Raw genomic sequence first — 20,185 nt, 5'->3', positions numbered from 1 at the left:
CCGCGCGGCGGGCAGTCGGCCGCCGCGCGTTCGTTCACTTTTGAGGCAGGATCGCACATGGCCTACTTATTGGCCCTGGACCAGGGCACCTCGAGTTCGCGCAGCATCGTGTTCCGCGATGGCGCGGTGGTGGCCTCGGCCCAACAGGAATTCACCCAGATCTTCCCGCAGCCGGGCTGGGTCGAACACAATCCGGACGAGCTGTGGCGCAGCCAGCTCGCCACCGCGCGCGAAGTGCTGGCCAAGGCCGGCTTGCGCGCGGGCGACATCGCCGCGCTGGGCATCACCAACCAGCGCGAGACGACGGTGGTGTGGGAGCGCGCCAGCGGCCGCCCCATCTTCAATGCCATCGTCTGGCAGGACCGGCGCACCGAGGCGCTGTGTGAGCGGCTGCGCGCGGACGGCCTGGCCGACGCGATCCGCGCCAAGACGGGCCTGGTGCTGGACCCGTATTTTTCCGCCACCAAGCTGAAATGGATCCTCGATAACGTCGATGGCGCGCGCGAGCGCGCCGCGCGCGGCGAGCTGGCCTTCGGCACCGTCGATGCCTGGCTGGCGTGGAACCTGACCGGCGGGCGCGCGCACGTGACGGACGTCAGCAACGCCGCGCGCACCATGCTGTGGAATATCCACGAGCGCCGCTGGGACCCCGAACTGCTGGCCTGGCTCGATATTCCGGCCGAACTGCTGCCGACGGTGCATCCGTCCAGCCACCTGTTCGGCATGACCGATGCCGAGTGGCTCGGCGCCGAGGTGTGCATCGGCGGCATCGCCGGCGACCAGCAGGCGGCGCTGTTCGGCCAGGCCTGCTTCCAGCCCGGCATGGCCAAGAATACCTATGGCACCGGCTGCTTCATGCTGCTCAATACCGGTAGCGAGTGCGCGGTGTCGAACAATGGCCTGATCAGCACCGCCGCCTGCGAAGCGCAGGGCCGGCACCAGTATGCGCTGGAAGGCAGCGTGTTCATCGGCGGCGCCGTCGTGCAGTGGCTGCGCGACGGCCTGAAAGCCATCAAGTCCGCTTCCGAGATCGAGGCCCTGGCCGCCTCGGTGCCCGATGCGGGCGGCGTCGTGTTCGTGCCGTCGTTCACGGGCCTTGGCGCGCCGTATTGGGTGCCGTCCGCCAAGGGCGCCATGTTCGGCCTGTCGCGCGGCACGACCGTCGCGCACATCGCCCGCGCCGCGCTGGAGTCGATCGCGTTCCAGAGCGCGGCGCTGCTGCAGGCGATGCAGCGCGACGCCGCCGCGCCGATCACGGAACTGCGCGTCGACGGCGGTGCCTGCGCCAACTCGCTGCTGCTGCAGTTCCAGGCCGACCTGCTGGGCATCCCTGTCGTGCGTCCGGTGGTAACGGAAACCACGGCGCTGGGCGCGGCCAGCCTGGCCGGCCTGGCCGCCGGAGTTTATCAAGGCACGGCGGACCTTGCCCAGCAGTGGCGCGTGGATCGCGTCTTCGAACCCGCTACGGGGCGCGATGAGGCACAGCGCCGGGTGCAGGGCTGGGAGCAGGCTGTCAGCCAGCTGCGCTCGGGCTGTGCGGAATCGGCATTCGCGGTGTAGGGCCCTGGCGACGGCACGTGGTTATAATGCGCAGGATGTTTTTTTGCTAACTCAACCTTGCCATCCCAGGGATCGAATGAAACGTACCTGCCTTGCACTGCTGGCGCTGTTCGCCAGCGCGCCACTCCTCGCCGCCGGCGACTCGCACGGCGCGCTGGCCGTGGACCGCACCGACAAATTCCACTACGGCTTCTCGCACGACTACGCCAGCGGCCCCGCGGCCAGCGAGCGGGCGTTGCAGGAGTGCGCCAAGCACAGCGCCAACTGCGCCGTCGTCATGCGCTTCTCGGGCAAGGGCTGCGTGGCGTATGCCACCGTTCCTCCCGACATGGGCGATGCCATCGGCTGGGGCAGCGGCAAGACCAAGGCGCTGGCAAAGCAGCAGGCACTCGCGGCCTGCGAGAAGGACAGCGCCGGCGCAGCCTGCTCGCACAACGTTTGGGCCTGCAATGGCAGCGGCTCCGGCAAATTGCGCGTCGAGCGCGGGGCGGCGGCGCAGCAGGGCGCTTGAGTCAGTCGCGTCGGCCAACAACCGACATCAGCGGCAGCGTCACGGTAAACCGGCTGCCCTGGCCGGCCCCGTCGCTGTGGGCGGTGACGCTGCCGCCGTGCAGCTCCGTCAGGCGCTTGACCAGTGACAGCCCCAGACCGAGCCCGCCTTCGGCGCGGTCCGGCGTCAGCTCGGCCTGGGCGTAGGGCTCGAACACGCGTCCCAGCAGGTCGGCCGGGATGCCGATGCCATTGTCCTCGACGGTAAGCGCCACTGTACGCGCACTGGGCTCGACGGTCACGCGGATCGTGCCGCCCGGCGGCGTGTACTTGGCGGCATTGTTGAGCAGGTTGACGACGACCTGTACCAGCCGCTTGAGGTCTCCGCACACATACACCGGCGTGGAGGGCGCCTTCACCTGGCATTCGTGCCGCTTGCGCGCCAGCAGCGGGCGCACCTGGTCCAGCGCGCCGGCAATGGCGTCGCACACGTCCAGCACGTGCTTGTCGAGGGCGATGCGGCCGCTGTTGACCCGCTCCACGTCCAGCAGGTCGTTGACCAGGCTGACCAGGTTGGCCGCCTGGGTGGCGACGATGGCGCCGATGCGCTCGCGCTCGGCCGCGTCCTGGCCGCCGCCATGGCGCAGCACTTCGGCCGCGGCGCTGATCGGCGCCAGCGGGTTGCGCAGCTCGTGCGCCAGGGTGGCCAGGAAGATGTCCTTGCGGTCGTGTTCCGCGCGCAGCTCGCGCAGGGCACCCTGCAGTTCGCGCTGCGCGTGGCTGCGCGCGACATCCACGGCCAGGAGGCGCAGCGCGAAGCGCCAGACGATCACCAGGAACAGCACGATCATCGTCCAGACGAACAGCGGCAGCGCGGCGCCGGCGTCATACAAGCCATAATAGGCCGCGAGCGCGGCGCCGCCACCCGTCACGCCGGGAATGACGAAGGCCGCCACCAGCAGCCGGCGCGAGATGCGCGCGGCCGGCAAGTCGCCGGTGACGGCCGCCATCAGCCCGGCACCCGGACGGAGGAACAGCGTGCCGGCCGCCAGCAGGATCAGCTGCGTGCTGGTCAGGATCGAGGTGCCGCGGCCGGGCAGGATGCGGAACAGGAAGGTGCCGCGAAACAGGTAGCCGCTCAGGTTCAGCAGGGCGAGCAACAGCACGGCCAGCGCGATGCACTGGGCCAGCATGGCGTGGCGCCGGCCCGTCGACAGCAGCAGCGCCACTCCCAGCATGAGGAACATCGACGCCGTCAGCGACGACGACAGGGTGGCATACGATTCCAGGCCACCGTCCGCGAACCGGAACGGTGCCGGCGCGGTGCCGCCCAGGTGGCAAGCGATGATCGACGCGCTGACCAGGATCACACCGGCTGGGAGCGCTGTGCGGCCCCGCTGCGCCGGCCAGCGCTGGCACAGCCACAAACTGGCCGCCGCCAGCAGCCCCAGGAAGGCCGTCGCCGGCACCATGGCCGGCAGGCCGGGCGCCACCGAGATCAAGGTCCTGGTTCCGGTCAGCCAGCCGACGACGTTGCCCAGGGCAATAGCCGTGCAGACCGCGGCGATGTACCGCACGATCATGCCGCCGGCTTCCGCGTGCCGTTCGCGATTGCCTGCCGCCGGGGTGGAGGGCACTGCCAGGCCGTTGCCGGTCGGGGGCAGGGCGCCAGACGCGTCGAACATATCGTCCCCTGTCGAATCGATGTGGCAGGGTAGCGTGCCGCTAGCATCGATTCCGTTCGGTCGGGCACATACGCGGCGCGCCATGGCGCGTCAGTTGTTGCGCACCATGCCGATGCTGCCGAGCCACTGCTCGACCAGCGCCGGCCAGCGCGTGACGGGCAGAGACGTCGGCCGCAGTCCGAAGCCGTGGGTCGCAGCCTGCACGCTGGCGGCGGCAATGGTGAGGAGAACGCCGAATGCCTGTTTCAAGGTGCTTCCTTTGGATGGTCTACATGACAAGGAAGCAGTGTGCCTCAGTCACTCGGGTTCGTCCATCGCCGGGCGGCCGGCCCCGTCAGCGCCCGACCTGGCCCGGCAATGTCAGGTTGCCGGAAGCAACCTTGAACACGTCCACCACGCACAGCAGGGGGCTGTGCACGCTGGCGTTGACGCGCAGCGCGGCCGTCACGCCGTCGAAGCCGGTGCCGGTGAGCACGCCGATGTCGTCGAACGGCACGCGCACTTCCAACACGTTCTCCTTGAAAACCGGGCTCCAGCCGGGACTGTCGATCAGCAGCGGCAGGCCTGGCCAGGTCTTGGGCAGCTTCGGTTTCGCGCCTTCCGGGATGTCCACCACTTTCAGCGCGCCCTTGCCGCAGGCATCGTCCGGCTGCAGCACGACCCAGTGCGAGTGCCACAGGTCGCCGTCGTTCTTCAGGTTGCCGTCGCCGTTCTCGTCGTACAGCGGGGTGTCGTCGAAGTCCGGGTGCGAGGTGACGGCCAGCGCCAGGATGCCGGCGCCCTTGTCGAAACCGACGACGGCCGGGTCCAAGGTGGTCGGCCACACGTACGAGAACACGTTGCTGCCGGCCAGCTTGCCGACCTTCGATGGCTTCGACGCGCCGGCCTTGCCCGAGACGGCCACGTGGAACACGGCCACGTTGCCCTCGGTGCTGATCTTCGTGTGGACGATGTCGAACGGCGCCTTGACCTTGCGGTCGGGCGGCGTGTGGATGCCGCCGGTGTGGCCGGAGTGGGCCTGGGCGGTCATGGCCACGGCCAGCGCGGCGGCGGTGAAGAGGGTACGGATGCGTTGCATGGTCTGCTCCTGGTAGTGGATGTCGGTTATTTGGCACGCAGCTTCACTTGCGGGAAGTCGACCGGGATGGCGAAGGCCACGTTGACGTAGTTGGTGAACAGGTTCAGCGCCACGTGCGCCATGATTTCCATGACCGCGCCGTCGTCGAAGCCTGCCGAGCGCAGCGCCGCCACGTCGGCCGCGTCGACCTTGGCGCGCTGGCGCACCACCTTGGTCGCGAACGCCAGCGCCGCCGCCGTTTTCGGATCGGCCGACTCGCCGGCCTGTGCCGCGCTCATCTCGGCGGCGCTGGCGCCAGCCTTGCGGCCCAGCGCCGTGTGCGCGGCCAGGCAGTAGTCGCAGTCGTTGATGTCGGCGACCGCCACGGCGATCTGTTCGCCCAGTTTCGCGCCCAGTGTGCCGCCGCCGAGCGCGCCGAAGGCGGCCCACATGCTTTGCAATGCGGCGGGCGAGTTCGCCACAGCACGGAACATGTTCGGCGTGGCGCCGAAAGCGGCGTGGATCTGTTCCAGCAACTGGCGGGCGCTGCCCTGGGTGCTGTCGCGGGAGAGGAGTTCGATGCGGCTCATGGTATTTCCTTTCAGGTGGCCGGTGAAGGAATGCCGAGGGTTGGCCACGCTCTCGACATTAGGAGTCCTAACTATTATGGGCAAAAAAAATTCAGGCAAAGGCATCCCAGTTGCGCCGCTCCGCGACGGGGTCGGCCGGCACGTGCTCGGCGCAGTCGATGCGCAGGAACGTGATCGGCAAGGGTGCCTTGACCAGCGCGCAGTGATGCGGTGCCGCGCTGCCGGGAAAGACGTTCGGTTCGAAATAGCGGCACGACAGGCAGGCCCGCAATGCCGGAAAGCGTTCGCTCTTCTGCAGCTGCGCGATCAGCTTGAACAGCCCGACCAGCAGCGCGGCCTGGTCGTCGCCCGGCAGGCGCGCCGCCGCGTCGTCCGCGAAGCCTACCGCCTGCGCCATGCGCGCGGCCAAGGCCTTGCCTTCGTCCGTCAGCCACAGGGCGCTGGCGCGGCCGTCGTCCTCGGCGCGCGCCTTGCGCACTAGGCCCTTGGCCACCAGCGCCGTGACCGAATCGCTGGCGCTGGCGGCGGATACCGACAGCTGCGCGGCCAGCCAGGACAGCCGTACCCCCTGCGTGCGATCGCGCAGCAGCTGCAGGATCTCGGCCTGGGCGGGATTGAGGTTCTCCGCCGTTGCCGCTTCCCACACGCCGGCGCGCAGCACGCTGGCGATCCGGGCGATCGCGACGACGATGCGCGCCGAGATGTCGGGAGTGCCTTGCCACGGGTTTTCCGGTTTGATGTCCATGTACGCATCATAGCACGAAAAAATTAATTGTAAAGACTCCTAATTAATTTGCGGGCGCCTGGACGATCGGGCAAGCGGCGTGGAAGATCCGGCTACCGCCGCCGGGGCTCGCGTCCGCATACTTTTCCCATCGCGGCGGTATCGGATCGCCGCATCGGACAAGGAGAACATCATGGCAAAAACCTGGCTCATCACCGGCGCCGCGCGCGGCCTCGGCCTGCAGATCGCCCGTGCCGCGCTGGCCGCTGGCGACAATGTCGTCGCCACGGCACGCAATGCCGACGCCGCGCGGCAGGCGCTTGGCGACACCGACGGCCGCGTGCTGGCGCAGGCGCTGGACGTCACCGATCCGGCCGCGCCGCAACGGGTGGTGGACGCGGCGCTGGCGCGCTTCGGTCGCATCGACGTCCTGGTCAACAACGCCGGCTACGGCCACCTCGGCATCTTCGAGGAATCGACCGAAGAGGAGGTGCGCCAGCAGCTGGAAACCAACGTGCTGGGGCTGATGCGCATGACGCGTGCGGTGCTGCCGGCCATGCGCCGCCAGCGCGCCGGCCACGTCGTCAATATGAGCTCGATCGGCGGTATCGTGCCGTTCGATTCCTGCACCTTGTACGGCATGTCCAAGTTCGCAGTGGAGGGCTTTTCCGGCAACCTGACGCGCGACGTGGCACCGTTCGGCATCCGCGTGACGGCGGTCGAACCGGGCTTCTTCCGCACCGATTTCCTCGACCCGGCCTCGGTGCGCTTCACTGCCAGCCGGATCGACGACTACGCCGCCGCACACGCCACGGAAACGGCCTACCGCGCGCACAGTCACCAGCAACCGGGCGACCCCGTCAAGCTGGGCCAGGCCATCGTGCGGCTGGTCGAGGCGAACGAGCCGCCGACCCACCTGGCGCTGGGCTCGGACGCCGTGGGCTTCGTGGCCACGGAGTTGCGCCGCCGGCTGGCGGAGCTGGAACGCTGGCAGGCCTTGTCCGTGTCGACCGACCATGCGGACCTTGCCCGCCATGCGGCACCGGGCGCGCCGTCGCGCTAGAATCGGGCAACGCAACCGCCCGACGAGGCCCGAGGATGATCGAACGACTCGCCGCCGTGCTGGCCCGCCACGCCACGGTCGACGGCACCACCGCCACGGCGCAGCCGCGCACCTACCTGCTGCGCTGCAGTGTCGCCACCGAGCCGCTGCCCGTGGTGCACCGGCCCGCCGTGTGCTTCGTGGCGCAGGGCGCCAAGGAGACCATGCTGGGCGAGCATGCCTACCGCTACGAGCCGCCGCAGTTCCTGGTGGTCAGCGCGGAGCTGCCGATCACGGGCCAGATCCTGCGCGCCGCGCCGGAACAGCCCTACCTGTGCCTGCGGCTCGACCTGGATGCGGCCACGCTTGCCGCCGTCATCCAGGATGCAGGGCAGGCGCCGGCCGTGCGCGACGCCGTGCAGCGGGGCCTGGCCGTCAGCACGGCGGGGCCGGAGCTGCTCGACGCGGTCACGCGTCTGGCAGCGCTGCTCGATGCCCCGGCCGCGCAGCAGCGCTTCCTCGCGCCGCTGGCCGAGCGCGAAATCCTGTACCGGCTGCTGCTGGGCGAGCAGGGCGAGCGGCTGCGCCAGATCGCCAGCGCCGACAGCAAGCTGGCGCGCATCAACCGTGCGATCGCCTGGATCAAGAGTCACTACGCCGACACGTTGCGCGTCGACGCGCTGGCGGCGCTGGCCAGTATGAGCCCGTCCAGCTTCCACGAGCACTTCCGCACCGTCACGGCGATGAGCCCCCTGCAGTACCAGAAACAGCTGCGCCTGCAGGAGGCGCGCCGCCTGATGTTGGCGCAGGCGTTGGATGCGGCGACGGCGGGCTTCAAGGTCGGCTACGAGAGCCCGTCGCAGTTCTCGCGCGAGTACGCACGCCGGTTCGGCCTGCCGCCCAAGCGCGAGATCGAACGCGTGCGCGAGCAGTGGCGCGCGATGCCCGAATTCGTCTGAGTGGCTAGCCCGGGTGCCGGATCGCGTCGATGACAAGCCCGAGCGCGCGCGAGGAATGCCGGCGGCTGGGGTAGTAGGCATGCAGGCCGGGGAAGTGCGGGCACCAGTCTTCCATCAGGCTGACCAGGCGCCCGGCCCGCACGTGCGCACCGGCCAGGTCTTCCGTCAGGTAGGCGATGCCGCAGCCGCTCAGGGCCGCGTTCAGCATCTGGTAGGTGCCGCTGAAGATGAACTGGCCGCGCGGACGCAGTTCCAGGTCACGGCCCTGGTGGCGCAGTTCCCAGGCGTACACGCCGCCGGCGCTGGCCAGGCGCAGGCCGATGCAGTTGTGCTTCAGGAGATCGTGGGCGGAAGCGGGGACGGGGCGCTGGGCGAAGTAGTCCGGCGCGGCCACGATCATCGTGCGCATGTCCGGCGTCAGGCGCACGGCGATCATGTCCTTGTCGACCTGGTCGCCCCAGCGCACGCCGATGTCGAAGCGCTCCGCCACGATGTCCACCATGCGGTAGTCGGCGCTGAATTCCACGTGGATGTCCGGATAGCGCGGCAGCACCGGCGCCAGGCGCGGCCACAGCACGGTGTCGATCACCTGGTCGGTGGCCGTGATGCGGATGGTGCCGGCCGGCTTGTCGCCCAGGTCGGCGACGGCCGCGATCTCCGCCTCGATCTCCTCCATCCGCGGCGCCACGTTCTGCAACAGCCGTTCGCCCGCCTCGGTGGGCGAGACGCTGCGCGTGGTGCGCGTCAACAGGCGCACGCCCAGGCGCGCTTCCAGGCCGCGGATGATGTGGCTGAGGGCGGACTGCGTCATGCCCAGCTTGGCGGCCGCGCGCGTGAAGCTGCGTTCGCGCGCCACCGCCAGGAAGACCAGGATGTCGTTGATGTTTTCGCGTGCCATCGGCGCCGGCTGTCGTTGAAGGAATGCCGATTCTAAGCCAGCGGCGCCGATCGCGCCGGCGTCAGGCCGCCAGCGTGGCGTTGTCGATCACGAAGCGGTACTTGACGTCGCCTTGCAGCATGCGCTCGTAGGCGGCGTTGATCTCGTCGGCGCGGATCATCTCGATGTCGGCCACGATGCCGTGTTCGGCGCAGAAGTCCAGCATCTCCTGGGTCTCGGCGATCCCGCCGATCATCGAGCCGGCGATGGCACGGCGCTTCGTGATCAGGTTGAACACCTGCGGCGAAGGGTGCGGCGTGGCCGGCGCGCCGACCAGCACCATCGTGCCGTCGCGCTTCAGGAGGTTCAGGAAAGCGTCCAGGTCGTGCGGCGCCGCCACGGTGTTGACGATCAAGTCCAGCTTTTGCGCCTGCGCGGCCATCGCATCGGCATCGCGCGAGACGATCACCTCGTGCGCACCCAGCGCTTCGGCCGCCTGGCGCTTCGACTCGGACGTAGTGAACGCCACCACGTGCGCGCCCAGCGCACGGGCCAGCTTGATGCCCATGTGACCCAGGCCGCCGATGCCGACCACGCCGACGGTCTTGCCGGGACCCGCACCCCAATGGCGCAGCGGCGACCAGGTCGTGATGCCGGCGCACAGCAACGGCGCCACGGCGGCCAGTTGCTGTTCCGGGTGACGCACGCGCAGCACGTAGCGCTCGTCGACGACGATGCGCTCCGAGTAGCCGCCCAGCGTGTGGCCCGGCGCGTCGGCCGTGGCGCCGTTGTAGGTGCCGACCATGCCGTCGCAATAGTTTTCCAGGCCATCCGCGCAATCGGCGCAGTGGCGGCAGCTGTCGACCATGCAGCCGACGCCCACCAGGTCGCCGATGGCGAAGCCGGCAACGTGCGCGCCGACGGCGGAGACGCGGCCGACGATCTCGTGGCCCGGCACGCAGGGGTACAAGGTGCCGGCCCATTCGCTGCGCACCGTGTGCAGGTCGGAGTGGCATACGCCGCAGAAAGCGATGTCGATCTGGACGTCGTGGGCGCCAGGGGCGCGGCGGGCGATGTCGAGCGATTGGAGCGGCTGGTCGGCGGCGTGGGCGCCGTAGGCTTTGACGGTCATGCTGTTCCTTTGTGGAGTGGACTCGGCGGCGAACGCGATGCCGAAAAAGCAGATGATAGAAGTAAATTAATGAGGCATACAGATGGTTCAGTTGCTTAGGCATATGAAATCTACTCATCAATTTGCTGAACACGGTAACAAGGCAGCGGCACAGGCCAATGCTTAAATTGTTACTCTCGGTTGCAAACGCTCGCTCCCAGTACAGTGCAGAAACGGCTGGCCGATGGATGTCTTAGCTTCAAAGAAACATTCCGATGACATTCATTTGGGAAATAATTTCTGTAAGAAAATTTGACTTGTAATTTCTATTTGGAAATATTATTTTGGAGAAACGAAATCTGCCCACTTGCCTGTCGCTAGCTCACCATTTAGAGTAAGTCCCCTAATCCCCAGTGCCCGCGTAGCTCATCCGTATTCTCACTCGAGAGGAAAAGTGATATTCCGTGAGAATTGCAAATTTATCCAGCGCAGCTTGCTCTTCCATCTGTCATATTTAACAGGAGATACAAATATTTCCTGTTGTAATGATAGCGCGATCGCATTACACTTTGTTACATACGTAAACCTTTTGCGCCTGCGGGCGTATATGACGCACAATGGATTTGATGGTAGTGGCAGCTGATGCCATGAGGCAAGATGCAGTCCGGTTACAAAGGATCGCGCAGAACTTGAGCAATGCACTAACGCCCGGGTACAAAAAACAGGTTGCCAGCAGCCAGCCATTCGGTGCCCAGTTTGACGCTGCTAACGCGGCAGGGCAGCCGGCGCGCGCCGGCGCCAGCATGGCGTCCGTGCAGGCGCGGCTCGATCCGAGCGCCGGCACGCTGCGTGTTACTGGCTCCGCCAGCGATGTCGCCATCGATGGCGACGGTTTTTTCGAGCTGGCCCATCCCTCCGGTGCCGTTTATTCGCGCCGCGGCGATTTTCATGTCGACGCCAATGGCCGCCTCGTGGGCGCACTAGGTCTGCCCGTGATGGGGGCCGGTGGCGAAATCCGCCTGACCGCCGAGCCGTTCACCATCGCCGCCAACGGCGATATCACGCAAGCGGGAGCGGTGGTTGCAAAGCTGCGCACGGTGCGCCTGGCGCGCGCCGAACTGCTCGAGCCGGTCGGCGGCGTATATGCGCTGGGTGGCGCGACGCTGGAGGATGTGGCGGCGGTACCCCGCCTGCGCATCGGTTACCAGGAAAATTCAAATGTGGATTCGGCGCGCGAAATGGTGGGCATGACGGAAACGGTGCGCCATTTCGAGTCGCTGCAGAAGCTGATGCAAGGCTATGACGAGGTGCTGGAAAAAAGTATCCGTAAACTAGGGGAATTCTGATGAACGACGCGCTGTATATTGCCGCGACGGGGATGCAGACGCAGCAGAAGAGCGTCGAGACCATCGCCAACAATCTCGCCAACGTGAACACGCCGGGCTTCAAGCGCGGCAAGGTCAGTTTCGAGGACCTGGTCTATCGGGGCCTGGGCACGGCGCCGCAGCAGGCGGCCGCGCCGGCCTTGTGGCAGGGCAGCGGCGTGGGTGTCGCCAGCATGGTCAAGGTGTTCGCCGCGGGCGAAATCAAGAAGACCGACCAGCCGCTCGACCTGGCGATCGACGGCAATGGCTTCGTCGAGGTCATGACGGCCGACGGTACGCCCGCATTCTCGCGCGGCGGCACGCTGACGGTGGACCGCGACGGCATGCTGGCTACTGCCGAGGGCTATGCGCTCAAGCCGGGCATCCACGTTGGCCTCGACGCCGAGCAGCTCACCATCCAGCCCGACGGCCGCGTGCTGGCCCGCATGACCGGCCAGAAGGAAGCATCGGAAGTGGGTCGCATCGAGATGGCCCGTTTCGCCGATACCGATGGCATGGTGGCCCTCGGTGCCAATCTGTACCGGCCGAGCGAGAAATCCGGCGACGCCATCTACGGCAATGCCGGCGAGGATGGCATGGGCCGACTGGTGCAGGGCGCCGTCGAGGCGTCGAACGTGCGCCTCATCGACGAGATGGTCGGCCTGATGGCGGCGCAGCGCGCATACGAAAGCAGCGTCAAGGTCATCCAGGCCGCCGACGAGATGCTCGCCATGAGCAACAACCTGCGCAAATAAAGCGGTACTTCCACTTCATGAAGTTCAACCAGGCAGTGGCCCTGTGGGCGCTGTGGGCATGCTGCACCCTGGCGCATGGCGCGACGGTGTCGCTCGACCTGCGTGCCAGCGCGCTTGTGCGGGGCAAGGACGTGACGCTGGCCGACCTCGCCGTCATCGAGGGCGCCGACGCGCGCCAGCGGCAAGCGCTCGCCGTCACCCGCGTCGGCGCGGCACCGCTGGCCGGCTATGCGGAGGAATTCGGCCGCGCCGCGATCGAGGCGGTCGTGCTGGCACGGCAGGTGGGCGCCGGGCTGACGCTGGATTGGCGCGGCGCCAACAGTGTCGTGGTGCGCCGCGCGGTGGGGCTGGTGACGAGCAGCGACCTGGTGAACGTGGCGCGCAAGAGTCTGGAAACGCGCTTCGCGCACCAGTATGGCGAACTGGAACTGACGCCGGTCGGCGCGATGGCGGACGTGCAGGTGGCCGAAGGCCGCCTGGAACTGCGCCCGCGCGAGACGGGCGCCCCGCTGCGCTCGCGCGTGATGGTATGGGTCGACGTGCTGGTGGACGGCGCGCTGTACCGCACCGTGGCGCTGCCGTTCCAGGCTCGGGCCTGGAGCACGGTGGCGCTGGCACGGCGGGCCTTGCCGGCCGATGCGACGGTGGACACCGGTGATTTCCGGCCGGCGCGGCGGGAAGTGCAGGCGCTGGCCGGGCAACCGGCCGCGATGCCGGCACCAAGCCAGCACTGGCGCCTGCGCACGGCGGTGGGCGAGGGCGAGGTGCTGCTGCGTGAACAGCTGCTGGCGGCCGGCGCGGTGCGGCGCGGCGACCGGGTCAGGCTGCAGGTGAACGCCGGCGCGATCCGCATCGAGTCGGCCGCGGTGGCGCAGGAGGACGGCGTGGCGGGCGGCGAGGTGCGGGTACTGCCCGCCGGCGGCGAAGCTGCGGTAAAGGCCAGGGTGATCGGCACCAATCTGGTGGCAATCGATGAAAACTGATATGAACATCTTAAAGAAAATCGTCACGGCGGGCATGGTTTGGATCGCTGGCACTGCGGGCGCGACCAGCCTGTACCAGCCGTCGATCTACCAGCCCTACACGTCGGACCTGCGGCCACGTCACGTGGGCGATCTGATCACGGTGATGGTGTACGAGAGCGCTAGCGCCAGCACCACCGCGAACACGACGGCGGGACGCGACGCGGCGGTCGGCTGGACCACGCGCCTGCCGGGCAAGAACTACAGCGGCGCGCTGGGTACCAACAACCAGCTCGATGGCGGCGGCCGCACGGCGCGCGAGGGCCGGGTGCTGGCGCAGATCACCGTGGCAATCACGGCGATCACGGAGCGCGGCGACCTGCTGGTCGCCGGCGAGCAGGTCCTCGACATCAACGACGAGCGTCAGCAGATCCGCGTGGAAGGCCGCATCCGGCCGCAGGACGTGTCCGACGCAAACGTGGTGCTGTCGACCCGTATCGCCAACGCGAAAATCAGCTACGCCGGCCAGGGCGACCTGGCCAATGCCCAACGCCCGGCCTGGTGGCAGCGGCTCCTGACCCTGTTTGGATTGTGATCATGTGGCGTTCTTTCCTGCTGGCGCTGGCGCTGGCGATGGCCATTCCCGCCTGCGCACAGGCCGACACCGTGCGGATCAAGGACCTGGGCAAGGTCGGTGGCTGGCGCGAGAACGCGCTGACCGGTTATGGCTTGGTCACGGGCCTGGCCGGTACCGGCGACTCCTCCCGCAACAAGGCCACGCGCCAGTCGATCGCCAATATGCTGGCGCGCTTCGACATGACGATCGTCGCCGACGACGTGCAAAGCCGTAACGTGGCGGCCGTGATGGTGACGGCCAGCTTGCCGCCGTTCGCGCGCGCGGGCGACACGGTCGACGTGACGATCACCTCGATCGGCGACGCCCGCAGCCTGGTCGGCGGTGCGCTGATCCTGGCGCCGCTGAAGGCGGCGGACGGCAAAATTTACGCGCTGGCCCAGGGCCCCGTATCGGTCGGTGGCTACAAATACGATATGAACGGCAACGTGGTGCAGAAGAACCACCCGACCGTCGCCTCCATTCCCGGTGGCGCGACGGTGGAACAGACCGTGCTGGCCGACGTGACCGAGGGCGGGCGCGGCCTGACCTTCGTGCTGGCCGAACCGGACATCACAACCGCCAGCCGCGTGGCCGGCGCCATCAACCAGCAGCTGGGCGAAGCGCTGGCGGTGGCGCAGGACGCCGCAGGTATCGCGATCCGCATTCCGGAGAGCCGCCGGGCTCGCCTGAATGATTTCCTGATGGCGGTGGAGAACGTCACCGTCGAGCCGGACCGCCGCGCCAAGGTCGTCATCAACGAGCGCACTGGCACGATTGTCTCGGGCGGCGACGTGCGCATCGCGCGCGTGGCGGTCTCGCAGGGCGACCTGAAGGTCAGCATCGTCACCGACAACACGGTTTCGCAGCCGCTGCTGATCGGCCAGGGCGGTGGCGGCATCCGCACCGCGATCGTCTCGAACAGCCAGATCGACGTCCAGGAGCGCAACGGCGCCGGCTTCGTCGCCGTGCCCGGCACGACGGTGGCGGACCTGGTGCAGTCGCTGGCGCGCATCAAGACCAATACCCGCGACATCATTTCCATCCTGCGCGCGGTGAAGGCCGCCGGCGCGCTGCACGCGGAGCTGGTGGTGCAGTAAGGCGCACCACGTCATTCCCACTTTTCGGAGCAAGCAGTGTCACTTATCGATCAGACTACCGTCGGGCTGTTGAGCATGGCGCTCGACGCCACGGCGCTGCGCCAGCGGGCCATCGCGCAGAACATCGCCAACGCCAATACCCCGGGCTACCAGCGCATCGGCGTCAGCTTCGAGTCGCACCTGGGCGCGCTGCAGGGCGCCCTGAAGCACGGCGCGACGCCGTCACTGGCCTCGCTGCGCGACCTGCGCCCCGTGCTGGAGACTGTCGGCGCGCCTGGCGCGCCGGTCGCCCTGGACATGGAAGTGGCCGCGCTGTCGGACAATACGCTGCAGCAGCAGGCCTTGCTGAAACTGTTGAACAAGCACATGGCGCTGCTCAGCACTGCCGTCAACGAAGGGAAGCGCTGATGGACTACCGTGCCGCTTTCCAGATCAGCGCCGCCGGCATGGCCGCGGAAAAGCTGCGGCTGGACGTGACCGCCCTGAACCTGGCCAATATGCATGTCGCCGGTTCCTCGGCCGAGCAGGTTTACCGCCCGCAGCGCGTGATCACGCAGACCGTCAGCTTCAGCCAGCAGTTCGGCCGCTTGGCCGGCAACGCCGCCGGCGTGCAGACCACCGTCGTGCCGCAGAACGTGGCGCCGCGGATGGTGTACGAGCCGGGCCATCCCTACGCGAATGCGAAGGGCATGGTGGCGTACCCCGGCGTGGACAACGTAACCGAGATGGTGACCTTGAACACGGCGCTGCGCGCTTATGAGGCCAACGTGACGGCGATGAACGCCGCGCGCACGATGGCCGCACGCGCCCTCGAGATCGGAGGCCAGCAATGAGCATCGAACCCGTCAGCCTTACGGCGAGCCTGTCCGCCATCCTTCCCGCCAGCACGCCGGCGCTGGACGCGTTCGCGCCGCTGGCGCCGGTGCAGCACCCGGCGCCGGGCTTCGGCGACATGATCGCGCGCTGTGTCGGCTCGGTCAACGACGAACTCGTCAAGGTCGACAACGAGGTGCGCCAGGTCGCGGCCGGCGCGGGCCCGAGCCTGCACGAAGTGATGATCCACCTGGAAGAGGCGCGCCTGTCGTTCCAGCTGCTGGCCCAGGTCAGAAACCGCTTGCTGGACGCGTACCAGGAAGTCATGCGGATGCAGGTCTAGGAGTAGATGGTGATAGCAGAAAGCTGGAATAACCTGGCCCCGCGGGGCCGTATCGGCATCGCTGCCGGTGTCGTACTGATCGTCTGCCTGACGGCCGGCCTGGGCATCTGGGCTTACCGGACCGACTACCAGGTGCTGTTCGCCGACGTCGCGGTGGCCGATGCCGCCGCGATGACGGCGGAACTGGACAAGCAGAAGGTACCGTATCGGCTGGCCGACAACGGCACCACGATCCTGGTACCGCAGGAAATCGTCTACAAGACGCGCCTGAAACTGATGGGCAACGAGATGCCGCTGCATGGCGCCGTCGGCTTCGAGGTGTTCAACAACGCCGATTTCGGCATGACGGAGTTCGTGCAGAAGGTGAACTACCAGCGCGCCATCCAGGGCGAGCTGACGCGTACGATCCTGTCCATCGACGATATCCAGGCCGCCCGCGTGCACCTGGCCATTCCCGAGCAGGGCCTGTTCAAGAAGGCGCTGACGCGGCCGAAGGCCTCCGTCACCGTGACGATGAAGAAGGACCGCACGCTGGCGCCGGAGCAGATCGCCGGCATCCAGCGCCTCGTCGCGGCATCGGTGCCGGACATCGCCGGCAACGACGTCACGGTCCTGAACCAGCACGGCGTGGCGTTGACGCGCCCGGTCGGCAGCGACGCGGCCAGCGAGAGCAGCAGCGCCGCGCTGGAAGCCAAGCGCGGCACGGAAAGCTACCTGGCGAAGAAGGTTACCGAGGTGCTGGACCGCAGCTTCGGCGCCGGCGTCGCAGTAGCCAGCGTGGATGTCGCGCTGAACCTGGACCAGAGCCGTATCACCACCGAGGAAGTGCTGCCGGCCAAGGGCGCCCAGCAGGCCGGCGTGATGGTGCGCGAGCGTCGCACGTCGAGCGAAGGCAATGACCTGACCGCTGCCACACCCGCGCGCGGCAACGGCAACAGCAGTACCGAATCGGACTACCAGGTCGGCCGCCGCGTCGAACAGCTGGTCCCGGGCAGCGGCGAGATCCGCCGCATGACGGTGGCGGTGCTGGTACGCCAGCCGCTCAACGAAGACCAGGTGGCCAAGCTGAAGGAAGTGGTCACCCTGGCGGTCGGCTACAACGAGGCGCGCGGCGACGCGGTCGTCGTCTATCCGATGGCGCAGTTCCAGCAGATCGGCGCGCCTACACCGGAGCAGGCGGAACCGGCCGCCGGCCCGGTCGAGGCGCCATCGGCACCGCCCGCGCCGGCACTATCGAACCAGGTCATGCTCGCGCTGGCCGCGCTGGTGGCCGTGGTCCTTGCCCTCGGAGTTGCCCATCTGTTGCGTGCGCGCCGCCCGGCCGTAACCGCCGCGCCAGCCCGGCTGAGCGCGACCGAACGCGCCCAGATGGTGGCGGACATCCGCCAATGGATCGAGCACGCGCCCGTGGTTGCCGGCGAGGTGCGCAAATGAGCGGGCATCGGCGCGCGGCGGTGGCACTGCACGGGTTGGCGGAAGCCGACCGCGTGCTGATCCTGGACGAGCTGCCGGCGCAGGACCAACAGGTGCTGCGCGATTACATCAATGAACTCGACGAGCTGGGCTTCGACACGGCCACGGCGGTTGACCTGCCGGCGCAGCCGGCACCTGCCGTGGCCGCCAACGAAGCCCCGGCCGATGCATTGCAGGCCGCCAGCCCGGACGCGGTACATGCCGCGCTGGCGGGTGAACCGGCATCGCTGGTGGCGCAGCTGCTGTCGATCGAGGCATGGCGCTGGCGCGGCGCCTATCTGGCGCTGCAGACCAGCGCGCGGAGCGAGCTGCTGCATGCCGCGGCACCCGCCGGCGCGCTGGCGCCCGCGCGTGCCGCCTTCCTGCGCGGCGCGCTGGCCGAAAGGCTGCAGCGCATGGACATTCCCGCCGCGACAGCGGCGCCGGCGCAGGCGCGCCCGGTGTGGTGGCGTTTTGTGCGGTTGCCATGGACCCGATAATCCGCTCCGCCGCACTGACCGCGGTGCCGCGCCAGCTGCGCCGCCCCCAGGCGAGCAGCGAGACGGCGGCGCCGCACGTGGCAGCCGTCACGCCGCTCGAGCCGGTCGCCGCCGTTGCCGCGGCACTGCCAGAGGTCGCGCCGGAACCCATGCCGGCCGGGCCGTCACTCGAGGAACTGTCCGCCGCCGCGCAGGCTGAGCTGGCACACGCGCGACAGGTGCTGGCGGACGCGCACGCGCAGCGTGATCGGTGGCTGGCCGAGCGGGCGATGCAGGAAGAGCGCTTGGCGGCCGTCGAGGCCGACCTCGCGCGGCGTGAGGAAGCAGTGCGCCGCGAGCGCGCCGCACTGGACGCCGACTGCGCCAGCGCGCGCGACGAGGCGGCGCAGCGTGGTTACGAGGAAGGCCTGGCGCAGGGCGTGGCCGAGGGTCGGGCCGGCGCCGATGCCGCCGCCGCGCAACGCCTGGCACAGCTGGACGAACTGGCCGCACAGGCAGCCACGGCGACCACGCGCCTGCTGGACGAGCAGGAAGACCTGCTGGTGGAGGTGGCCTATGCCGCCATCTGCCGCATGGCCGGCGACCTCGCGGCCAGCCGCGCCGGCGCGCTGGCGACGGTGCGCGCGGCTGTCGCCCAGGTACGCGAGGCGGAAGGCCTGCGCGTGCGCCTGCACCCCGAGGATGCGGCCTGGCTGGCGGCACGCGACGGCGGGCAGCACGGCTGGTCGCTGCAGGCGGACGAGCGCGTGACGCTGGGCGGCTGCATCGTCGAGGGCAGCCGCGGCAGCCTGGATGCGCGCCTGGACCTGCAGCTGGAGCGCCTGGGCGCGGCCTTGCTGGCGGCGCGCGCGGCGCGCAAGGCGGAGCCGCGGTGATGCAGGCCTACGTCGACGCCGTGCGCGCGGCCGAACTGACCCGGCGTACCGGCAAGGTACTGGCCGTGGCCGGCCACAGCATCGAGGCGATCGGTCCCGATGCGGCCCACGGCGAGATGTGCGAGTTGTCGGTCGGCCCCGGCACCAGCCTGATGGCGGAAGTCGTCGGCCTGCGGCCGGGCCGCGTGATGCTGATGCCGTATGGCGACCCGCGCGGCATCGGCGCCGGCACGGAAGTGGTCGCCAGCGGCAGCCCGCCCGGCATCGGCGTGGGCAGCGCGCTGCTGGGCCGCGTGATCGATCCGTTCGGCGTGCCGCTCGATGGCCGCGCCGCGCCGCAGCCGTTGACGATGCGCAGCCTGTATGCCGCGCCGATCAATCCGCTGACGCGGCCGCCGATCGAGCGCCTGCTGGAAACCGGCGTGCGCGCCATCGACAGCCTGCTGCCGCTCGGCTGCGGCCAGCGCGTCGGCATTTTCGCCGGCAGCGGCGTCGGCAAGAGCACGCTGCTGGGCATGCTGGCGCAACGCGTCAGCACCGATGTCAACGTGATCGCCCTGATCGGCGAGCGCGGCCGCGAGGTGCGCGAGTTCGTCGAGAGCCAGCTGGGCGAGGAGGGGTTGCGCCGCAGCGTGGTGCTGGTCGCCACGTCGGACCAGCCGGCGCTGGTGCGGCTGCGCGCGGCGCATGCGGCCACCGCCATCGCCGAGTACTTCCGCGACCAGGGCAAGCAAGTGCTGCTGATGATGGACTCGATCACCCGTTTCGCCATGGCGCGGCGCGAGATCGGCCTGGCGGCGGGCGAGCCGCCGACGGCGCGCGGCTACACCCCGTCGGTGTTTTCGGACATCCCGGCCCTGTGCGAGCGCTGCGGCGCCACCGATTCCGGCGGCGCCATCTCGGCGCTGTACACGGTGCTGGTCGAAGGCGACGACTTCAACGAGCCGATCTCGGACATCGTGCGCGCCACGCTGGACGGCCACATCATGCTGTCGCGTGAGCTGGCGCACGAGGGGCACTTCCCGGCCATCGACGTGTTGCAGAGCGCCAGCCGGCTGGCCTCGGCGCTGGTGGATGGCGCCGAACGCGGCACGATGACGGCGGCGGTGGAACTGCTGGCAACGTACGAGCGCAACCGGCAGATGCTGGACATGGGCGCCTACCGCGCCGGCAGCAATCCCGCCATCGACCGCGCGGTCGCGGCGTTTCCGGCATTGCGCGCCTTCCTGCGCCAGCCGGTCGAGCAGCTGGCGCGGCGTGGCGAGGCAATGGCCCGGCTGCGCGAGCTGGTCGCTGGAGCGGGGGCCTGAGCGC

At 68.8% G+C, this 20,185-nt stretch carries 23 protein-coding genes; 16 read left to right on the top strand and 7 right to left on the bottom strand.

The window, feature by feature from the left end; all coding sequences use genetic code 11:
• Window positions 1-57: 57 nt before the first annotated feature.
• The gene (gene glpK, locus E7V67_022570; GenBank protein ID WUR12460.1) at window positions 58-1,560 is read left to right on the top strand and encodes a glycerol kinase GlpK; all 1,503 of its coding nucleotides are present in this window, start codon (window positions 58-60) and stop codon (window positions 1,558-1,560) included.
• Between the two features lie 76 nt (window positions 1,561-1,636).
• The gene (locus E7V67_022565) at window positions 1,637-2,071 is read left to right on the top strand and encodes a DUF4189 domain-containing protein (protein WUR12459.1); all 435 of its coding nucleotides are present in this window, start codon (window positions 1,637-1,639) and stop codon (window positions 2,069-2,071) included.
• A gap of 1 nt (window position 2,072) precedes the next feature.
• Here E7V67_022565 and E7V67_022560 read toward each other — a convergent pair whose 3' ends face one another.
• The 5 genes from E7V67_022560 to E7V67_022540 all read right to left on the bottom strand — a co-directional run bounded on the left by E7V67_022560 (window position 2,073) and on the right by E7V67_022540 (window position 6,126).
• Complete coding sequence (locus tag E7V67_022560; protein ID WUR12458.1) at window positions 2,073-3,734, bottom strand: HAMP domain-containing sensor histidine kinase; 1,662 nt, start codon at window positions 3,732-3,734, stop codon at window positions 2,073-2,075.
• A 90-nt stretch (window positions 3,735-3,824) separates the two neighbouring features.
• Window positions 3,825-3,983 carry a hypothetical protein gene (locus E7V67_022555; GenBank protein WUR12457.1) on the bottom strand — a complete coding sequence of 53 codons (159 nt, stop codon included), beginning with the start codon at window positions 3,981-3,983 and terminating at the stop codon, window positions 3,825-3,827.
• 85 nt (window positions 3,984-4,068) lie between these two features.
• Window positions 4,069-4,812: a hypothetical protein gene (locus E7V67_022550; GenBank protein ID WUR12456.1), complete on the bottom strand. Its 744-nt coding sequence runs from the start codon at window positions 4,810-4,812 to the stop codon at window positions 4,069-4,071.
• Between the two features lie 26 nt (window positions 4,813-4,838).
• Complete coding sequence (locus E7V67_022545) at window positions 4,839-5,381, bottom strand: peroxidase-related enzyme (GenBank protein WUR12455.1); 543 nt, start codon at window positions 5,379-5,381, stop codon at window positions 4,839-4,841.
• A 91-nt stretch (window positions 5,382-5,472) separates the two neighbouring features.
• Entirely contained in the window at window positions 5,473-6,126 is a 654-nt protein-coding gene (locus E7V67_022540; protein WUR12454.1) for a MarR family winged helix-turn-helix transcriptional regulator, read from the bottom strand.
• A gap of 172 nt (window positions 6,127-6,298) precedes the next feature.
• Here E7V67_022540 and E7V67_022535 point away from each other — a divergent pair, with 172 nt between their 5' ends.
• Together E7V67_022535 and E7V67_022530 are read left to right on the top strand one after the other, a co-directional pair.
• Complete coding sequence (locus tag E7V67_022535) at window positions 6,299-7,168, top strand: oxidoreductase (protein WUR12453.1); 870 nt, start codon at window positions 6,299-6,301, stop codon at window positions 7,166-7,168.
• 35 nt (window positions 7,169-7,203) lie between these two features.
• On the top strand, window positions 7,204-8,106 hold the full coding sequence (locus tag E7V67_022530; protein ID WUR12452.1) for an AraC family transcriptional regulator: 903 nt from the start codon (window positions 7,204-7,206) through the stop codon (window positions 8,104-8,106).
• 4 nt (window positions 8,107-8,110) lie between these two features.
• Here E7V67_022530 and E7V67_022525 read toward each other — a convergent pair whose 3' ends face one another.
• Together E7V67_022525 and E7V67_022520 are read right to left on the bottom strand one after the other, a co-directional pair.
• Window positions 8,111-9,004 carry a LysR family transcriptional regulator gene (locus tag E7V67_022525; GenBank protein ID WUR12451.1) on the bottom strand — a complete coding sequence of 298 codons (894 nt, stop codon included), beginning with the start codon at window positions 9,002-9,004 and terminating at the stop codon, window positions 8,111-8,113.
• Between the two features lie 61 nt (window positions 9,005-9,065).
• Entirely contained in the window at window positions 9,066-10,115 is a 1,050-nt protein-coding gene (locus tag E7V67_022520; GenBank protein WUR12450.1) for an NAD(P)-dependent alcohol dehydrogenase, read from the bottom strand.
• A gap of 596 nt (window positions 10,116-10,711) precedes the next feature.
• Between E7V67_022520 and E7V67_022515 the strand changes: the two genes are divergently transcribed.
• Genes E7V67_022515 through E7V67_022460 form a run of 12 tightly spaced genes read left to right on the top strand, consistent with a single transcriptional unit; the run spans window position 10,712 to window position 20,181 of the window.
• Window positions 10,712-11,440, top strand: coding sequence for a flagellar hook-basal body complex protein (locus E7V67_022515; protein ID WUR12449.1), 729 nt, complete (start codon window positions 10,712-10,714; stop codon window positions 11,438-11,440).
• On the top strand, window positions 11,440-12,213 hold the full coding sequence (flgG, locus tag E7V67_022510) for a flagellar basal-body rod protein FlgG (GenBank protein ID WUR12448.1): 774 nt from the start codon (window positions 11,440-11,442) through the stop codon (window positions 12,211-12,213). Before E7V67_022515 ends, flgG begins: the two co-directional genes overlap by 1 nt.
• A 17-nt stretch (window positions 12,214-12,230) precedes the next feature.
• A complete protein-coding gene (gene flgA / locus E7V67_022505; protein ID WUR12447.1) occupies window positions 12,231-13,196 on the top strand; it encodes a flagellar basal body P-ring formation chaperone FlgA in 966 nt (321 codons plus the stop codon).
• A 1-nt stretch (window position 13,197) separates the two neighbouring features.
• Entirely contained in the window at window positions 13,198-13,770 is a 573-nt protein-coding gene (locus E7V67_022500) for a flagellar basal body L-ring protein FlgH (GenBank protein ID WUR12446.1), read from the top strand.
• Window positions 13,771-13,772: 2 nt separating this feature from the next.
• Complete coding sequence (locus E7V67_022495) at window positions 13,773-14,888, top strand: flagellar basal body P-ring protein FlgI (GenBank protein ID WUR12445.1); 1,116 nt, start codon at window positions 13,773-13,775, stop codon at window positions 14,886-14,888.
• Window positions 14,889-14,924: 36 nt separating this feature from the next.
• Complete coding sequence (locus tag E7V67_022490; protein WUR12444.1) at window positions 14,925-15,296, top strand: flagellar basal body protein; 372 nt, start codon at window positions 14,925-14,927, stop codon at window positions 15,294-15,296.
• Complete coding sequence (flgC, locus tag E7V67_022485; protein ID WUR12443.1) at window positions 15,296-15,721, top strand: flagellar basal body rod protein FlgC; 426 nt, start codon at window positions 15,296-15,298, stop codon at window positions 15,719-15,721. Before E7V67_022490 ends, flgC begins: the two co-directional genes overlap by 1 nt.
• Window positions 15,718-16,044 (top strand): flagellar hook-basal body complex protein FliE, encoded by a 327-nt coding sequence (fliE, locus tag E7V67_022480; GenBank protein ID WUR12442.1) that lies wholly within the window; start codon window positions 15,718-15,720, stop codon window positions 16,042-16,044. The genes flgC and fliE overlap by 4 nt, the downstream gene beginning before the upstream one ends.
• Window positions 16,045-16,050: 6 nt before the next feature.
• Window positions 16,051-17,478: a flagellar basal-body MS-ring/collar protein FliF gene (gene fliF / locus E7V67_022475; protein ID WUR12441.1), complete on the top strand. Its 1,428-nt coding sequence runs from the start codon at window positions 16,051-16,053 to the stop codon at window positions 17,476-17,478.
• Window positions 17,475-17,996, top strand: a complete 522-nt coding sequence (locus E7V67_022470; GenBank protein ID WUR12440.1) for a hypothetical protein — start codon at window positions 17,475-17,477, stop codon at window positions 17,994-17,996. The genes fliF and E7V67_022470 overlap by 4 nt, the downstream gene beginning before the upstream one ends.
• Window positions 17,984-18,871 carry a FliH/SctL family protein gene (locus E7V67_022465; GenBank protein WUR12439.1) on the top strand — a complete coding sequence of 296 codons (888 nt, stop codon included), beginning with the start codon at window positions 17,984-17,986 and terminating at the stop codon, window positions 18,869-18,871. The genes E7V67_022470 and E7V67_022465 overlap by 13 nt, the downstream gene beginning before the upstream one ends.
• The gene (locus tag E7V67_022460; protein ID WUR12438.1) at window positions 18,871-20,181 is read left to right on the top strand and encodes a FliI/YscN family ATPase; all 1,311 of its coding nucleotides are present in this window, start codon (window positions 18,871-18,873) and stop codon (window positions 20,179-20,181) included. Before E7V67_022465 ends, E7V67_022460 begins: the two co-directional genes overlap by 1 nt.
• The last annotated feature ends 4 nt before the right edge of the window (window positions 20,182-20,185 follow it).

Source organism: [Empedobacter] haloabium (assembly GCA_008011715.2).
Classification (GTDB): Bacteria; Pseudomonadota; Gammaproteobacteria; order Burkholderiales; family Burkholderiaceae_D; genus Rugamonas; species Rugamonas haloabia.
The sequence above is the reverse complement of the archived record's forward strand: the minus strand, read 5'-3'. Positions and strand labels throughout refer to the sequence as shown.

Coding starts and splice junctions, on each gene's coding strand:
- glpK (WUR12460.1), top strand. CDS start 58: ATGGCCTACTTATTGGCCCTGGACCAGGGCACCTCGAGTTCGCGCAGC.
- E7V67_022565 (WUR12459.1), top strand. CDS start 1,637: ATGAAACGTACCTGCCTTGCACTGCTGGCGCTGTTCGCCAGCGCGCCA.
- E7V67_022560 (WUR12458.1), bottom strand. CDS start 3,734: ATGTTCGACGCGTCTGGCGCCCTGCCCCCGACCGGCAACGGCCTGGCA.
- E7V67_022550 (WUR12456.1), bottom strand. CDS start 4,812: ATGCAACGCATCCGTACCCTCTTCACCGCCGCCGCGCTGGCCGTGGCC.
- E7V67_022545 (WUR12455.1), bottom strand. CDS start 5,381: ATGAGCCGCATCGAACTCCTCTCCCGCGACAGCACCCAGGGCAGCGCC.
- E7V67_022540 (WUR12454.1), bottom strand. CDS start 6,126: ATGGACATCAAACCGGAAAACCCGTGGCAAGGCACTCCCGACATCTCG.
- E7V67_022535 (WUR12453.1), top strand. CDS start 6,299: ATGGCAAAAACCTGGCTCATCACCGGCGCCGCGCGCGGCCTCGGCCTG.
- E7V67_022530 (WUR12452.1), top strand. CDS start 7,204: ATGATCGAACGACTCGCCGCCGTGCTGGCCCGCCACGCCACGGTCGAC.
- E7V67_022525 (WUR12451.1), bottom strand. CDS start 9,004: ATGGCACGCGAAAACATCAACGACATCCTGGTCTTCCTGGCGGTGGCG.
- E7V67_022520 (WUR12450.1), bottom strand. CDS start 10,115: ATGACCGTCAAAGCCTACGGCGCCCACGCCGCCGACCAGCCGCTCCAA.
- E7V67_022515 (WUR12449.1), top strand. CDS start 10,712: ATGGATTTGATGGTAGTGGCAGCTGATGCCATGAGGCAAGATGCAGTC.
- flgG (WUR12448.1), top strand. CDS start 11,440: ATGAACGACGCGCTGTATATTGCCGCGACGGGGATGCAGACGCAGCAG.
- flgA (WUR12447.1), top strand. CDS start 12,231: ATGAAGTTCAACCAGGCAGTGGCCCTGTGGGCGCTGTGGGCATGCTGC.
- E7V67_022500 (WUR12446.1), top strand. CDS start 13,198: ATGAACATCTTAAAGAAAATCGTCACGGCGGGCATGGTTTGGATCGCT.
- E7V67_022495 (WUR12445.1), top strand. CDS start 13,773: ATGTGGCGTTCTTTCCTGCTGGCGCTGGCGCTGGCGATGGCCATTCCC.
- flgC (WUR12443.1), top strand. CDS start 15,296: ATGGACTACCGTGCCGCTTTCCAGATCAGCGCCGCCGGCATGGCCGCG.
- fliE (WUR12442.1), top strand. CDS start 15,718: ATGAGCATCGAACCCGTCAGCCTTACGGCGAGCCTGTCCGCCATCCTT.
- fliF (WUR12441.1), top strand. CDS start 16,051: ATGGTGATAGCAGAAAGCTGGAATAACCTGGCCCCGCGGGGCCGTATC.
- E7V67_022470 (WUR12440.1), top strand. CDS start 17,475: ATGAGCGGGCATCGGCGCGCGGCGGTGGCACTGCACGGGTTGGCGGAA.
- E7V67_022465 (WUR12439.1), top strand. CDS start 17,984: ATGGACCCGATAATCCGCTCCGCCGCACTGACCGCGGTGCCGCGCCAG.
- E7V67_022460 (WUR12438.1), top strand. CDS start 18,871: ATGCAGGCCTACGTCGACGCCGTGCGCGCGGCCGAACTGACCCGGCGT.